This window comes from Glaciecola sp. HA4-3, from assembly GCF_055693685.1.
The window spans coordinates 3,508,799-3,524,340 of sequence record NZ_CM146340.1; the positions used below are offsets into that span (position 1 = coordinate 3,508,799).

General features: G+C 41.3%; 14 protein-coding genes. 8 read left to right on the forward strand and 6 right to left on the reverse strand.

Annotation, left to right across the window (positions count from 1 at the left end):
- Positions 1 to 94: 94 nt before the first annotated feature.
- Positions 95 to 673 carry a DUF4136 domain-containing protein gene (locus tag ACZ1G6_RS16775; RefSeq protein ID WP_472617335.1) on the forward strand — a complete coding sequence of 193 codons (579 nt, stop codon included), beginning with the start codon at positions 95 to 97 and terminating at the stop codon, positions 671 to 673.
- On the opposite strand, the gene pseI is transcribed toward ACZ1G6_RS16775, so the two are convergent.
- The 6 genes from pseI to ACZ1G6_RS16805 all read right to left on the reverse strand — a co-directional run bounded on the left by pseI (position 670) and on the right by ACZ1G6_RS16805 (position 4,591).
- Complete coding sequence (gene pseI / locus ACZ1G6_RS16780; RefSeq protein WP_472617336.1) at positions 670 to 1,755, reverse strand: pseudaminic acid synthase; 1,086 nt, start codon at positions 1,753 to 1,755, stop codon at positions 670 to 672. The two genes, ACZ1G6_RS16775 and pseI, sit on opposite strands and share 4 nt — an antisense overlap.
- A gap of 58 nt (positions 1,756 to 1,813) precedes the next feature.
- Positions 1,814 to 2,143: a hypothetical protein gene (locus ACZ1G6_RS16785; protein ID WP_472617337.1), complete on the reverse strand. Its 330-nt coding sequence runs from the start codon at positions 2,141 to 2,143 to the stop codon at positions 1,814 to 1,816.
- Between the two features lie 175 nt (positions 2,144 to 2,318).
- Entirely contained in the window at positions 2,319 to 2,987 is a 669-nt protein-coding gene (locus ACZ1G6_RS16790) for a dUTP diphosphatase (protein ID WP_472617338.1), read from the reverse strand.
- A gap of 33 nt (positions 2,988 to 3,020) precedes the next feature.
- Complete coding sequence (locus ACZ1G6_RS16795) at positions 3,021 to 3,317, reverse strand: 2OG-Fe(II) oxygenase family protein (protein ID WP_472617339.1); 297 nt, start codon at positions 3,315 to 3,317, stop codon at positions 3,021 to 3,023.
- Entirely contained in the window at positions 3,289 to 3,726 is a 438-nt protein-coding gene (locus ACZ1G6_RS16800; protein WP_472617340.1) for a hypothetical protein, read from the reverse strand. Before ACZ1G6_RS16800 ends, ACZ1G6_RS16795 begins: the two co-directional genes overlap by 29 nt.
- 229 nt (positions 3,727 to 3,955) lie before the next feature.
- Entirely contained in the window at positions 3,956 to 4,591 is a 636-nt protein-coding gene (locus tag ACZ1G6_RS16805) for a hypothetical protein (RefSeq protein ID WP_472617341.1), read from the reverse strand.
- 164 nt (positions 4,592 to 4,755) lie between these two features.
- Between ACZ1G6_RS16805 and ACZ1G6_RS16810 the strand changes: the two genes are divergently transcribed.
- The 7 genes from ACZ1G6_RS16810 to ACZ1G6_RS16840 all read left to right on the forward strand — a co-directional run bounded on the left by ACZ1G6_RS16810 (position 4,756) and on the right by ACZ1G6_RS16840 (position 15,540).
- Positions 4,756 to 5,922, forward strand: a complete 1,167-nt coding sequence (locus ACZ1G6_RS16810; protein WP_472617342.1) for a sensor histidine kinase — start codon at positions 4,756 to 4,758, stop codon at positions 5,920 to 5,922.
- Positions 5,915 to 6,559 carry a response regulator gene (locus ACZ1G6_RS16815; RefSeq protein WP_472617343.1) on the forward strand — a complete coding sequence of 215 codons (645 nt, stop codon included), beginning with the start codon at positions 5,915 to 5,917 and terminating at the stop codon, positions 6,557 to 6,559. The genes ACZ1G6_RS16810 and ACZ1G6_RS16815 overlap by 8 nt, the downstream gene beginning before the upstream one ends.
- A gap of 138 nt (positions 6,560 to 6,697) precedes the next feature.
- Positions 6,698 to 8,035 (forward strand): cell division protein ZapE, encoded by a 1,338-nt coding sequence (zapE, locus tag ACZ1G6_RS16820; protein ID WP_472617344.1) that lies wholly within the window; start codon positions 6,698 to 6,700, stop codon positions 8,033 to 8,035.
- Between the two features lie 471 nt (positions 8,036 to 8,506).
- Positions 8,507 to 9,007, forward strand: coding sequence for a hypothetical protein (locus ACZ1G6_RS16825; protein ID WP_472617345.1), 501 nt, complete (start codon positions 8,507 to 8,509; stop codon positions 9,005 to 9,007).
- A gap of 39 nt (positions 9,008 to 9,046) precedes the next feature.
- A complete protein-coding gene (locus ACZ1G6_RS16830; RefSeq protein ID WP_472617346.1) occupies positions 9,047 to 11,962 on the forward strand; it encodes a prolyl oligopeptidase family serine peptidase in 2,916 nt (971 codons plus the stop codon).
- A 415-nt stretch (positions 11,963 to 12,377) separates the two neighbouring features.
- Positions 12,378 to 15,185, forward strand: coding sequence for a tandem-95 repeat protein (locus ACZ1G6_RS16835; RefSeq protein ID WP_472617347.1), 2,808 nt, complete (start codon positions 12,378 to 12,380; stop codon positions 15,183 to 15,185).
- Complete coding sequence (locus tag ACZ1G6_RS16840; RefSeq protein ID WP_472617348.1) at positions 15,172 to 15,540, forward strand: hypothetical protein; 369 nt, start codon at positions 15,172 to 15,174, stop codon at positions 15,538 to 15,540. The genes ACZ1G6_RS16835 and ACZ1G6_RS16840 overlap by 14 nt, the downstream gene beginning before the upstream one ends.
- Positions 15,541 to 15,542: the final 2 nt, after the last annotated feature.

Below are 15,542 nucleotides of genomic sequence, written 5' to 3' on the forward strand. Positions count from 1 at the left end.
AAACTTTATTGATTGCTTAGTGTCGAAAACGTGATTATCCAAACAAAGATCGCATATACTTAACGGCATAAGAAAGAAATGCTAAGGAATATTTATGTTTAAGAATACCGTGATAACAATTGTTGCGTGCTTATTGTTAACGGCTTGTGCATCAAAGCCTAATGTCTATACAGATGCAGACCCACAGCGCGATTTGACGAACTACCAACGCTTTACATGGGTATCAGAAAACCCAATGATTGTGCAAAGTGATGAAATCATTAGCCCTTTAGTTGAACCTCGTATCATGAAAGAAATAAAAGCTGCGATGGAGGCTAAAGGTTACGTATTTGTTGATACAGAAGAAGACGCAGACATTGCGGTGTCCTTTACAATTGGCGCACGAGACAAAACGACCGAGTTTAGGCAGCTTGATTATATGAACACACAGTGGGGTTGGGCACGAAGAGGCTGGTATGGGACAGGTATGCCCATGATTAACCAATCGTCACACACCTACAAAAGCGGGACGCTTGCCATAGATATATATGATGTCACAGATAAGGTGCCAGTATGGCATGCTAGCTCTAGTAAACGTATCGGGCGCAGCAAGTTAGAAGCTGGTAACGCTTTGATAGGGGGCACAGTAGAAATCGTCCTAGCACCATTTCCCCAAGCCAGAGCTGCAGATTAGTCGATTGAGAAACCTTTAACATCCTCAGGTTCAAGCGGTTTACCAAAAGCTAGATCGCTTGAGCAGACTTTCCCCAAAATATCGGGCAAGTGTCTGGTATGCATGCCTAAAGCAGGACGCACTGACCGTACATTTTCACGAGTAAATACATCCCCAGCTTTCATATTTTGTGCGACATAAAGTGAGCGTCTAAGACCTCGGTTTTGTTTTTCGCTAGGTTTCAGGTCGTAACCAAATTGACCTAAAGCACTGTGCGCTCTTTTGCATTCTTTTACCAAGGCACTAAATTCATGCGGTTCAAGCGAAAAAGCAGCGTCTACAGAGCCCTCACTTCGGTCAAGCGTAAAGTGTTTTTCAATGACAGCCGCTCCTAAAGCGACGGCTGTCGCAGAGGCTGTGTTGTCTATAGTGTGATCACTTAAACCAATAGGCATGTTAAATCTGCTTTGTAAGTTCGTTATGGTGCGCAAGTTACAATCTTCAATCGGAGTGGGGTAGCCACTTATGCAGTGCAATAAAGCGAGTTGATTACCACCGGCATCTTCTACTGCTTGTACGGCTTCTTCAATTTCGTCAAGCGTCGCCATTCCAGTAGATATAATAATTGGTTTGCCAGTGCTTGTTGCCGCTTTAATCAGTCCAATATCAGTAATTTCAAACGACGCGATTTTGTAGGCAGGGCAATTGAGTGACTCTAACAAATCGATTGCAGTGCTATCAAAAGGTGAAGAAAACAAAGGTATGCCCTTTTCAGCCGCTCGTTCAAACAATGCCGCATGCCATTCCCAAGGGGTGTAGGCTTCTTGATACAAATCATGCAAGGTGCGTCCTGCCCACAAACCTTTTTGTAAAGTGAATTCAGGACCGTCATGCTTAAGTGTTATGGTGTCTGCAGTGTAAGTTTGAATTTTGATCGCATCAGCGCCTGTGGCTGCAGCATGATCAACAAGCTCAAGAGCTTGCGAGAGGTCACCTTTGTGGTTACCTGATAACTCTACAATGATAAATGGGGCATGCTCTCTGGAAATCGTTTTCCCAGCAATTTGGAAGGCATCTAAAAAACCATTTGAGTGTTTGCTCATTTACATATCCTAATGATGCGAAGCCTTGATTGGTAGTGTATTGATGAATCAACTAGGCTTATTTTTCAATAACGACTGGCTTTTCTTTATCTGCATCTTTTTGTTTATCAATTTGCTCATCGATAGCGTCTTGCTGTTTTCTATTTTCAGCTGCTTGCTGAGCTGATTTTGCACGAATAAACGCATCATATTCATCTTTATAGTCTTCAATGGTGACATTCATGCCTTGTAGGCAGTCTTCGCGAGCTCTGTCGATATATTGTTCACACTTGAGCATCCGCGCTTGATTTTCATTTTCAACCAAGTCTTTGCTCATGCATCCTGATAACAAGATCACACTGCTTGAAATTAAAGCGATGTTTTTTGCAATAAAGGCCAACTTTTGCATACGGCGTCCTATTAGATCAAAGTGATTAAGGAAAGACTGTTAATGCTTATGCTTTTATCGGAAGGATAAGCAGATTTGCTTAACAATTTACGTAATTTAATATCCACACTATAGTGTTTACGAGTCTAGGCCATAAAAGACTACAAAGATGGCTAATGATTAGCGCTAGCTAAACTCACTTTGTTGCAAACGCTTGGGCTTCTTTATATTTTGCGCTTAACGCTTCAAAGATAGTATCGTAACTATTAGATTTAGCTTCTTCGCTCAAGTTTTCTATAATTTCGATAAGGTAATCGTTATCTTCATTACCAAACCAATTTTTAATATATTCACCTGATTTGTAACCGTTAGCTTGCCTAAAATTGTTTAGCGCATTTTTGCCGCAATACCATAATAGAAGCTGCTCAGGTTGTAAGCCTAAAAATATACATGCAACAAAAAAGCGAGGATAATTGATATTTCCATTAGTGAAATCAACATCCATTTGATCAAGCACTTTATTTGCGTCTTCAGCTGACATCGCTTTTATCGCGCTTTGGTCGATTGGCATGTTAAAATGAACACTTAATAGGCGAGTAACCGCATCTATATCACCTTCAAAGCGCACTAGCTCTTCTGAGATGATAAAGTGCAACGCATCGACCATTTCCATGGCCGCATTATGATAGTCAGGTTTGTTTGCTTTCCACCATTTCCATGAGCACAAGTGATCGATTGCTTCAACGGTTTCCATTTTTGCCGCGCGTAAATAGTTGGGCGCGTCGGACAACCAATCTGGCTTTGCGATATCGTTAGCGGCTTTTTGCAAGGTTACAATGTATTGTATTTGCTGTGACGAAATCATGTACTTTCCTATTTATATTTTTATTAAAGTATATTATTTGCTTGCGGTAAACCAGCCCGTTATTGCGATACGTGGTTTTCTGGCATAAGGAGCAACATAGGTTACTGCATGAGCGTGATGGACATCAAAAATAGACATTGAATTGAATACTGGCATCCAAGCATCTTTTGGGTGACCACTATCATGATAAAATTGTAGCAACCCACCCCAATCTGGGTGCCAATCGGGTGCAAAGTTAAGCACATATGCGACGCGGCGGTTCTCTGAATCATTAATATCGTTATGTCGAGTTAAAAACTGACTAAGGATAAAAGCGCGTCGCTTGCGCATTCGCGCCATCTATATCTTGATGACCTGTCATTTGACGAATGCCATGAAGGATTGTCTCAGAATTAAGCCATGTCAGCACTTGTTGAGCAATACTTGCATCCATCGGATTTGGTTGAATTTGGCTTTTACCATAGAAAAACCCAATTCCTTCGCCTGCTTTTTGATAAATACGCTGCGTTAGGGCTTCTTGTTTCTGGGTGCCCATTGCTTTTAATTCATCAGAACTTATGAGCTTGAACTCCCCATCATCAAAATATGCATTTTTATACTTTAGTTCTTTGAATATATAAGTTGCGATATCGCCAGCGGTAGTGTTATCAAATACATCAAATAAACGGATTCTTTTGTCATCGGCGTATTGCTCAGCGTAGGAGCTTAAATTATGTGAAGGGCTAAGCGTAATACTCATTTAGTGATAAACCTTGGTGTTATATTTTTTGACTGCTTGTCGAAAATTATATCAAAGCTCGCCGCTAAGCCCTATTTAAATTTACACATTCATAAACGCTAGTGATTGAACGTTTATGAGGGGCTTTTTTCGATAATGCCCCCAATTTGAAAAACCTTTTTGTATTTGTTGCATAGAAAGTACGTTGCAATTGAGCCGATGATGCTCAAGGTGCGACCCAAAAAATAACCTAAATCCCCGCATTTTGTAAAAATTGGCGTCCACCAAAAGCAACAAATGCGGTATATGCGCCAATGCCAGAACCAATCATACTGCTGATATGCTCCATAATATACATACGCTTAGTCACGGCTTTTGCCAGCACATAGCGCAACATACTCATTGCAATAAATGTCCCTAGAATACCAAAGATGATGTGCAGTGTTTGGCCCTTCATAAACCCCATTGTCGAGATAATAGGTCCGCCTATGAACAACACAATAATAGGACCAAGATACGAAACTGTGCGCAGTTTTTGGCGTTCGTCTTTTGCTTTTAATACCGCATCGCCATGGCGAGTCGACGTAAAAGACAACACGCCAAGATAAAACAAAAAGGCAAAGAAAAAACGTAGTTCATCAGCTATTGCTGCGGCGTTTGCATGATTTGCATATTCGTGCTTGATGACTAAGGGCATTGAATATACTAAGGCCCCCATAATAATTCCTGCAATCCCGACAAAGTACATGAGATTTTTATATATGGCGCCAAATCGTTTGTGATTGAGTTGGCCTTTTTTTGTAAACAATGGCACCCAAAATAAAATGAGCGCTAAAGAACCGCATACAATATGCATAACAAACAGTGATTGATAAAAAATAGTCATAATGAGTTTTGCCTAACAAGATTTTCAGTATGTTTAGATTACTCAATGTGCGCATATTTAATTAGTGCTAAAGGTCATGACTTTAAAAAGTGACTTTTGGCACATACAGCATTTTGCGCTACAAATGGTATGGTATGTCACACGATGCCTTTGTTAGTAAACCTATGAATATTAAATCATCACAATTTTTAAATCTCGAAGTGCTTTCCGCTGTGCTGACTTCTATTGTCGTAGGTGGGTTTTGTATTTACTTGCTTATCGACAATGACTTCAGTGTGTCTCACATCATAGCAACGTCGTTATTAATTATTGGCTTTGTAGGCCTTTGGTTATTTTTCGAAGCGTTTTTTGAAAAAAGCATATTGCTTGCTAAATGTGTCGCGTTTTTACTATTTTGCATTGTAGTGGGTTTGTACTTTTTAGTGCCCTTTGGTTTTATTGCTATTTTGATGGTGATTTTTAGCGCCATTGTGCCGACCTTTATGTCCGTTAAAAAAGCCTTGTTGTGCAGTTGGGTTTGGTCATTGCCACTTTATTTGGTATACACCTATTATTGGGGGCAAGATTTTGCTTATATTAATGCCTTACTCTTTTGGACCTTTAATGTTTTTGCACTCATTATGGTCAATACTGCCGTAAAAGAGCGCGAAGCACGGTTGAATGCAGAAGAAACTAGTCGCCAACTGCTTGCTACGCAAAGCTTATTAAGCCAAGCGGTTAAACAAGGTGAAAGAGTGAGAATCGCTAGAAACATTCACGATTTATTAGGTCATCACTTGACGGCATTGACCATACACCTGCAGGTGGCTTCTCGTAAAAGTACTGATGATGTAAAAGCATCTGTTGATCAGTGTCATCAGCTGGCTCAGCTGCTACTTAGTGATGTTAGAGAGGCGGTGTCTGATATTCGCGATAAGAGCGTATTGGATTTGCGAGCTAGTTTAGAGTCGATGCTAAAAACAGTTCCCAACCTTCGCGCCGAGCTAGATATTGATGAGAATCTAAAAGTAAGTGACATTGAAATTGCAGATACGCTAATTAAAGCTGTTCAAGAGTCAATTACTAATACCTTGCGTCATGCAAAAGAGAATAAAATGAGTATTCGAATTACGCAAACTCATCCTCAGGCAAATACATCAAGTGAAGGACAAGGTTCACAGCTTGCACTTGAAATCCAGAACAATGGAAAAATGCCGTCGATTATCGAAGAAGGAAATGGTTTATCGGGCATTAAGGAAAGGATACAGGCTTTGCATGGAAATGTTGAGTTTGCGCTTCAAAATGATTGCTTTAACACCCGTATTTTAATTCCGGTAGGCCACCATGATTAATGTTTTATTGGTCGATGACCAAACACTGGTAAGGCAAGGAATAAAGAGCCTGTTGGGCTTGTCTGATGAAATCACTATTGTAGGCGAAGCACAAGATGGTGAGCAAGCGCTTGAATTAATGCGAAGTCACGCGGGAATCGATGTTGTATTAATGGACATTAGGATGCCAAAAGTGACAGGAATAGAGGCGCTTTCTCAGGCTATTTCTCAAGGCATTGATACACCTGTAATTATGCTAACAACCTTTGATGATCACGAGTCAGTAATGCAGGCGATTAAGGCTGGTGCAAAAGGGTATTTATTAAAAGACGTTTCACTTGAAACCTTAGTTGAGAGTATTCAAACAGTCCATAAAGGTGAAACTTTAATTCAACCCGCCATTACTGAACGTTTGATACAAGGTTTACAAGGAAAAAAAGGAGAGTTTGAATCAGCTGATATTCCCGAGACATTAAGCAAGCGTGAAACTGAAATACTTAGACTAATGGCTGCTGGGTGCTCCAATAAAGAAATGGCGCAAAGCTTATTTAAATCCGAAGGTACGATTAAAAATCAAGTGTCGAGTATACTAAGTAAATTAGGCGTGCGAGACCGAACAAGAGCCGTATTAAAAGCCATTGAACAAGGCATGATTTGACATAAGAGAGTCACTGTTAAATGCTAAATTTTTACAAGTTGAATCCCGAAACTTGAGTATCTAATACAAATCCATTTGATACTCATCCAGCAATCTAGCGTAACATACAATCATGTTAATACACTCATTAGCTCCATAATGAAGACGATGACCATGATGATGAAGGCGATGATGAAGACGACAGTAGCGCAACACAGCGCTGCTCGGCGGTGCTTCTCGACTGGCATAGTTTCAGCGGCTTATGAACTTAAGGTGGACGCGGGGGAGGTGCGACGAGATGACGCGCAAGTCGCTCTGGCGGCAAAATTCGATGCCCTGCACGAGTCTCTTGCCTCACTTCCACCAGTGCCTATAGCCACTGAAGATCCGACACAGACTAGCTTCACAAGCAGCCGTTCACTGTTACTGGCACGAACCATGGCATCTGCCCAGTCTTTTCTTCGAAAGAAGTTCCATTTGTGGTCTTTTGGCCCACCACCGCGAGGCATTTACATTCATGGACCGGTCGGGGTCGGCAAGAGTTTTCTAATGGATCTCTTTTACGCGTCGGTTCATGTTCCTGATGATTACTCTTGCTGTAGTAATGACAGCCCCAAACACGCAAAAATCACCAAGCGCCGCGTCCACTTTCATGAATTCATGCTAGATGTCCATCATCGAATCTTTGTCTATAAACAAAAGCACCCAAGAGCTGATGCGATTCCCATCATTGCGCAACAATTGGCACAAGAAGCCCAACTCCTTTGTTTTGATGAATTTCAAGTGACAGACATTGCCGATGCCATGATTTTGAAGCAACTGTTTTTACAATTATTGGATTGGAATGTCGTGGTGGTAGCCACCTCGAATCGCGCCCCAGATGCCTTATATGAGGGAGGCATAAACCGCTCCCTCTTTTTGCCATTCATTGACATGTTAAAAGACACGTCCGACATTATTTCCATGGAGGATTCCCAGAAGGATTATCGACGAGAAAATCGGGCGGATGGCCAATCCTATTTTTGGTCAAACAAGGATATTCATGGCGATAATAATAATAACGACAACGTGCAGGCGCAGTTGGAAGAAATATTTGGTGGCACAGCATCTGGAACTGAGGCCCAGATCATTCCTGTCCTTTTGGGTCGCACCGTCCAAGTCGCCCGGTCGAATGACCGGAGCGCCTGGTTTGACTTCTCTGAGTTGTGTGATCAACCGCTCGGGGCGGCCGATTATATTACCCTTTGCTGCCGATTTCCGGTCATCATCATGGAACGCGTCCCCCAACTGGACGCCAATCACCTCAACGAAGCGCGGCGATTCGTGACGCTCATTGATGCGTGTTATGAATCTCGCACCCGCTTGGTGCTCGCGGCTCAAGTCCCGCTCGACGAATTGTTTGTTGATTTTGAAGCGCAAGTGCAAAGCAGTGATGAAGATGGAGAATTGATTGTCAGTGAGAAGGGGGGAACTCGAGTTCCTTTGCGACGACCATGATTCGCACCAAAGAGGGGAAATATTATGAGTGGTCGGCGACGGGTCGAATTGGCGTGTCACTGGCACAATTTTCGTCCGCCAATGATCTCGCCTTTTCCTTTCGACGAGCTGCGTCTCGGTTGGTAGAAATGGGTGGAAAGCAATGGGGACGGCAATGACAAAAGTTCTTTAGCTATAGCAGCAAAATATAGTAATGTAATGCTTCGTCCGTATTTATGCTTAAGCACTAAATTATGCATTGATATAAGACCATTACAGTTTTGCTATTTACTAGTTTGTATTATCTACTCTAGTAATTGGCCCTGCTTATTTCATAAACATCTGATACACAAAATCGTGTTATTTGAGCAAATATACCCAAATGCACAAACACAAAACGCGTTCTGTTTATCGTTGTAGACAAGCGTTTGATGGGGGTAGTATTTTGCATAAATCCCTCTTATACTCGCAAAGGAAAACAAGGACGTCTTTATGAAAACTAAAATTCTCACATTAGCCATATGTGCATTTGCACTAATGTCTTGCCGCACAACCGTCGAAACCATAAAAGATGATATTGACCAGCTAGATGAGGATGATTACGCATATATCCTAATTGGTCTTGATACCAACCGTGATTTGTACCGTATCACGCTGTCTGGCCCAGATGATTATATATTAAAAGCAAAAGACCTAGATCAGTCGAATGACTACATACTCTCTAAAGTCAAAGTTGGTGACTACGCGGTAAGTCGTCTTTACACGAATGAATTCGTTCGCTTTGGCTTTGAAGATGATAGTACCTTTACATTCTCAGTCAGCCCAAACACCGTCTCTTATGTTGGCCATTTTGAGATAGTCACACGCGGCTTCTTTGATACAAATTCATTCCTTCAGTTAGACAACCGCAGCAGCGAAGCTTATGTATACATGCGCGACACCTTCCCAAACATACTGCGAGAAAGAGCCATGTATTATAACGGTCCAGAGTAAAGACAATTTTTTACATTATATTGTTGAGGGGCAAGCGAAATGATGAACATTATAAATAGTCCTGTTCGCTTTGTTTGCTACCTGTCTGTCATTCTTCTATTTGGCTTCACTATTAGTCAAAGTGCACAAGCTGAAATCCTCAAGGGAAATCACCTATTTAGCCAAGACCAAATCAGTCGAGTCGATTTATCGCCAAATGGGGCAATTATCGCCGTTTCCTTTAATGATGAAAATGGGCACAAATTGCACTTTTTTAGTCGTGATAACAGAGCGTTACTTACTACTTTTGACATGGGTGACAAAAGCGTCATCTTACAAATGGATTGGCTAAACAATACGCAAATGTTTGTGAAGCTCCGTGGCATGCGCTCGACCCGTAATTTTATTTTAGAATATGATGGCACTTCCCAAAACGTTACCGTAGTGAATGGTACAGGAAATTTGGTATATGCCTATCCGCAGGATCCACAGAAGGTTATTTTTGCTAAGCGTGACTATATGCGCAGAACGTGGCGCTGGCAGGACAAACTTTACAACATTTCAGTGGAAGACCTTAAACAAGGCAAGTTCGATGAGGCTGAAGAAATTCAATATGTTTCTAATGACGTAAAAAGCTTCTATTTTGATGAGAGCTCCCAAAGTTTCATTGGCCTTGAATACAATCAAGAAGATGAGACAGCAACGATCAAAACCATGCCTTTAGTAGGTGGTGATTGGGAAACAGCAATAAGTTACAAAATTGGCGACGATATTTTTAAACCGATTGCAAGGTTAAAAGATGGTAATTTTGCAGTATTGAGTAACGCAGAAACGGACACTGTAGCCCTACAAATTTTTAACCCTAAAAGTAATGAATTTATCGGTACGATTTATCAACATGCTCAATATGACTTATTGAACGCGCACTTCTCGTCAGAAGGCGAATTGAGCATGGTGACTTACGAAGAGCATGGCTTACTTAAACGAGAAGTGTTCGACCCGGTGGGCAAGACCCTAAATCGCCGTTTAGCAGCAACCTTCCCCAATCAAGAGTTTTATATTGTTGACAAAGATGATGATGCCAAATATTTAATCATCAGCGTGGAAGGTGGCACAACTCCAGGTGAGTATCTAGTTTATGACTCTACTGACGATATGCTGCACCGGCTATTCTCAAATCATACAGAACTTGCCGACCGCTCGTATTCTCCTACCTTGCGCCTGTCATTAAAGGCCGACGACGGAGCTGAGATAGAGTCCTTTCTTACATTACCTCAGGGGCTCAACTATAAAACCTTAATAGTCATGCCTCATGGCGGTCCTATTGGCGTGAAAGAAAGTGCTCGATTTAATCGTGAAGTACAGTATTTCGCCAGTCGCGGTCTTGCAGTGCTTCGGATTAATTTTAGAGGTAGTGCTGGTTTTGGTAAAACCTTTATGGACCAAGGTAAAGGTGAATTTGGTAGACTTATTGAGCAAGACATATCAGCGGTGGTTGAAAACGTAATGCGCAACCATGACTTTGAACATGTTTGTGCTGTTGGAACAAGCTACGGTGGCTACTCGGCGATGATGCTTAGTATTCAGCATCCAGATATTTACGACTGCGTAATAGGTGCATATGGTATCTATGATTTACCTCTGCTGTTTTCTCAAGACAATTTTGCTACAACTGAAAAACGACGCAAACGCCTAGAAAAAATAGTCGGTGAATACGACGATTCATTATACGAAAACTCTCCTGTTTATCTTGCTAAAGATATCAATATACCGGTTTTGTTAATTGCAGGTGAAGAGGACGAAATCGCTAGTTTTGAGCACACTCATAGAATGGCCTTTGTGTTAAAAGAAAGGGGCGCGGCACTAAAAGAAATATACTATAAATATGTTGGGCACGGACATTCAACTTGGGAAGGTGAACAACATCAAGCGGCAGTGTCCTTTGATTTTATTGTTCATACTTTAGGACTTGAGTTACCGCCTGCAGAGTCCCTTAGTAAAGCTTCACAGGAGGCATTGGCAGATGATTTTGCGATTATTGGTAACTTTTATGGCAGGGAAGTTTTAACGCAAGAAAATTACGAAGCCATGATCAGCTCCTTAAAAAAAGCTGCCGCGTTCAATCATGCTGATGCAAAAGCAGAACTTGCAGGCTACTATCTGATTGGCAAACATGTATCAAGAGATACAGAACTGGCGCTAAAACTCTATGCTGAAGCTGCTAAGTTAGGTAACGCTCATGCCATGCGTAAGCTTGGTGATGAAAAAATAAGAGGTGATCTTTTGGCCCAGGATTTCATGGGGGCGCAAGAGTTAATCCAAAGTGCCATAGAGGAAAATGACTCTATACTCAATCAACTTAGTTTGACGTATTTACAATGTGTTGGACCTGCTCCTGTAAAAGCCTTTGATGCCTGTCTAGAGGGTATATCTTTAAAGTCGTTTGGTAAGACAAATACATATGATAATGACCAAGCAAAATCTTTATTGCGTAGAATGCTTTCACACTTGCTTAGCGCTCATCATTTATCGAATGAAGAGTTTGAGGAGCTTAAAACAAGACTTAAGAGTATCTATGATATTACGCATGAGACTGGCGACATAGAAATAGAAGAAGAAGGAATTTTTGAGCAGGTTGAAGATCTTGGTTATGGCAAAGGTGTGGAGCATCAATTTAGAGCGAACAAGCTTTCTCAAGAGATGTTTATTAGTGACAACTTTTATCTTGGCCTAAAGTTTTCACTTAACTTCCCCGGTGTCGACCAACGCGGCGAAAAGACACTTTTAGCATTCGAATGGCTTGGGGAAGATGCATCTGGTGTTATGCAGAAAGTGTATAGTTCCACCCTTCAGGGGGACTCAGCAAGACAGTGGAGTATTTTTCTAAAATCTGAAGGTATGCAACATTATGAAAAAGTACATTTGAGGGTATATTCCATTGCAGGAGATTTATTAATATCACGTAGTTTTGATTGAGCGATTTATTGAAAAGGCGAATATAGTCCAACGTTTTCAGTATACTGGGCACAAAATTAATTAAGTTGAGCTTTTTTGCTATGAGAGTTACTTTATTAATGCGCCCAGTGACGTTCTGTTATGGTCTCGATACGCTACTTTCCTAGTAAATGAATCGACAGTCGGTTTGCAAAATGAATCTGATGACTATGAAATAGTTAAAGCTTTGCCAAATTGATTTCCAATCAATTGACGTGTTAGTTCGTACAGTTTGAATGTTAGCTTTCCCCCTAGAATACTAATAGCTTTTTTAAGTAAATATGTATTAATTACACCATGCCACACATCTTAATCTTTAATTATTAGGTATTGTATTAGACACCCAAAAAAACATAGGTGTATGTAAGGTGATGCGACTACACAACGGGATATTGATATGAAATCGGCTTTAGCGATAGTCTTTTTAGCCAGTTTGACCATTGGCAAACATGGCAACGTAATTGCGCAAGAAGCGCATGAGAATATTTGGCTTGGACAAGCGCAACAAAACACGTGGATTTTTGATTACGCTGCACTGAAACAAAATGCACTTGATTCATCTTTTTTGGCATTACCTAATTCAAAAGGTAGCTTGAGCCTTTATCAAAAGCGGGAGGTGTCTGTGTTCGCGCCTAAACTTGCAAGCAAATACCCAAGCATTAAAACATACGAAATAAGAAATGGACGTGATCTTGGCTATGTTGTGATGTCAAAAAGTGGCATTAGCGGCGCATATCAAATTGGTGGTACTTGGTTTGATATTGAACAAGACAACGAGAGCTTTTCAATCAAGGCCATTTACGACAATCAGCGCGAAGCGCTTGAAGGTATGCGCGAAATGGAATCGCTAAAAGCAGAACTTCATGCTAGCCCGCTATCTGAAACTAATGCAAGCCAAGCGAGTGTTACTGGCGATAAACTAACCACTTACAGACTCGCAATGACTGCGGCAGGTGAGTATACCCAAGCCTCTGGTGGAACCACCGAATCAACCTTAGCGGCAATGGCAACCCTTTTGGTTAGAGTCAATCAAGTATTGGAGCATGAATTAGCCATTAGATTTGAATTAATCGAAAACAATGACCAATTAATTTTCTTTGATGCCGCTACCGACCCATTTACAAATAGCAATGCATTTGAAGACATCGATGAAAATCAAGTTCAGACTGATGCCATAATTGGTAATGCAAATTATGACATTGGACATTTGTTAAATACTAATGGCGGCGGCTTAGCAGGCCTTCGTGTGTTATGTAGAAATAGCTCTAAAGCCAGAGCATATACCGGTTCTCGCAATCCTCGTGGCGAGCGCTTTATCGTGAATTTATTATTGCATGAATTTGGGCATCAATTGGGAGCACAACATTCATTTAATGCCGCTGAATCTTCTTGTGCGGGAAACCGTTCAAGCAATGGTAGGGCGTCGGTTGAGTTTGGCAGTGGTAGTACAATTATGTCGTATTCTGGTCTTTGTTCATCGCAGAATATTGAACGAGACAGTTCAGCGTTTTATCACACATTCTCTCTTGGCGAGATGAGAGACAGAATTGAAATTACAAGTTGTGGCGTTGAGAGTGCGCTTCCCAATACTGCGCCAAATATTGAAGTCGAGCAAACTAGTTACAATATTCCTGCAAATACGCCATTCATACTCGATGCGCTGGTTACCGATAATGAACAAGACGAAGTGTTAAGCCTTTGGGAGCAAGTTGACCCTAGTGGCATTGCTGGTGCAACGGCAGATGCTGCTGCCGCGCGAACAGACAATGGCGCAAATCCTTTGTTTCGCTCGCTTGAGCCAAGCCCTGAGCACTTTCGATATTTTCCTAGCTATCAAGGCATTATTTCAGGTAATTTAGATTTTGGTGAGGTATATCCAGATACGACGCGTCAACTAAGCATGCGCATTACGGCAAGAGATTATAACGCTGGTGTTTCAAGCGCTGATGTTGATGTGCTTGTCAGCAAAACATCTGAAGCATTTGCGCTAAGCTCACAGTCAAGCAACACCTTATGGGAAGGTTTGAGCGAACAAGAACTGACTTGGCAAACAGGTAGCTCTGAGATGACGCCTATTAACTGTGCTCGCGTCGATTTACTCATCGATTCAGATGATGATCAAGTGTTTGACCTAACACTTGTTAGTGATATCCCAAATACAGGCTCTGCAACAATTAATGTTCCTAATGTAAATTTTAATGATAAACGACTCATGCTCAAATGCGCTGATAACATTTTTTTTAGTTTAAGTGCGGGTTTGGTTACGTTTGAAGCGGTGGATATCATGCCGGTCATCACTGCACAAGTGAATGCGGTGGTAGTATCAGAAGAAGAATCATTTTCCTTATCACTAGATGATGTTGTTGTGTCAGATGGTGATAGTAGCTTCCCTGATGATTTTATTTTTTCGATACTTGATGGCAATAATTATACGGTTGATGGCTTGAGTGTTTTACCCGACGTAGACTTTTTTGGAACGTTAAACGTGCTTGTTCAAGTTAATGATGGTCAATTTGATAGTAATGTATTTACCATTAACGCTACTGTTGTTGGCGTAAATGATGCCCCAGTCATAAATGGCCAAAATAGCCTTAGCATCGATGAAGATACAAGTGGTTCAATTGCATTAAGTGACTTAAATGTGACGGATGTGGATAACTCTCTTAGTGAGTTAAGCTTGATTATCGGTAACGCAGACAACTACACAGTTGACGGGCTAACTATTTCGCCTGCCAGTAATTTTAATGGTTCACTTAATGTTATTGTCAGCGTAAATGATGGTGAAGATACCAGTGATAACTTTGCATTAGTGATAGGTGTTAATCCTGTCAATGACGCACCTACCGCCTCAAATGACACCTTACGAGTTGTTGAAGGTGCAGGGGCGAGCTTAATCGATGTGCTCAGTAATGATGATGATATTGATGGGGATACGTTGTCAATTAGTGCTATTACTTATAATGGCGGAGGTCGGGCGAGTATTGCTCAAAATCAGATCTCTTATACGCCAGCTGCTAATTTTAGTGGTTCTGAATCAATCAGCTACACAATAAGTGATGGTGCCGGCGGCCAAAGTACTGCATCGGTGAGTATATCAGTGACTGCTGCACCACCAGAGTCAAGCGGGGGTGGGTCTATTCCAGTTAGTACTTTGTTATTTTTAACGACACTCTTATTGTTGAGGAAGTCGCATGAAAAGCATTAGTCTACTTATCATAATGTTATGCTTAAGCGGCTGTAACGAAGCTGAAAATACCGATATCTCTGGTGATGACTTGATAGCCAACGATCCTGTATTGCTTGCTCAAAAAGCCATAGAGCAAGACGACTTATCCTTATACGTCATTTTAGGGCGACAAACAAACGTACCGGGTTTGGCAGGAACTGACTTATCGACACAGGATGTAGAACAGCATTGTGGATTTAAGACGCTCGCTTCAATTGACACTTTTGAACCTGACGCTAACTTAGATGCGCTAAGGTTAAAGACTGATTATGCGGTAAAATATAATCAGATTATATTACCCCAATGTGCTGATAGAATCGCTGCAATAAATTGAAA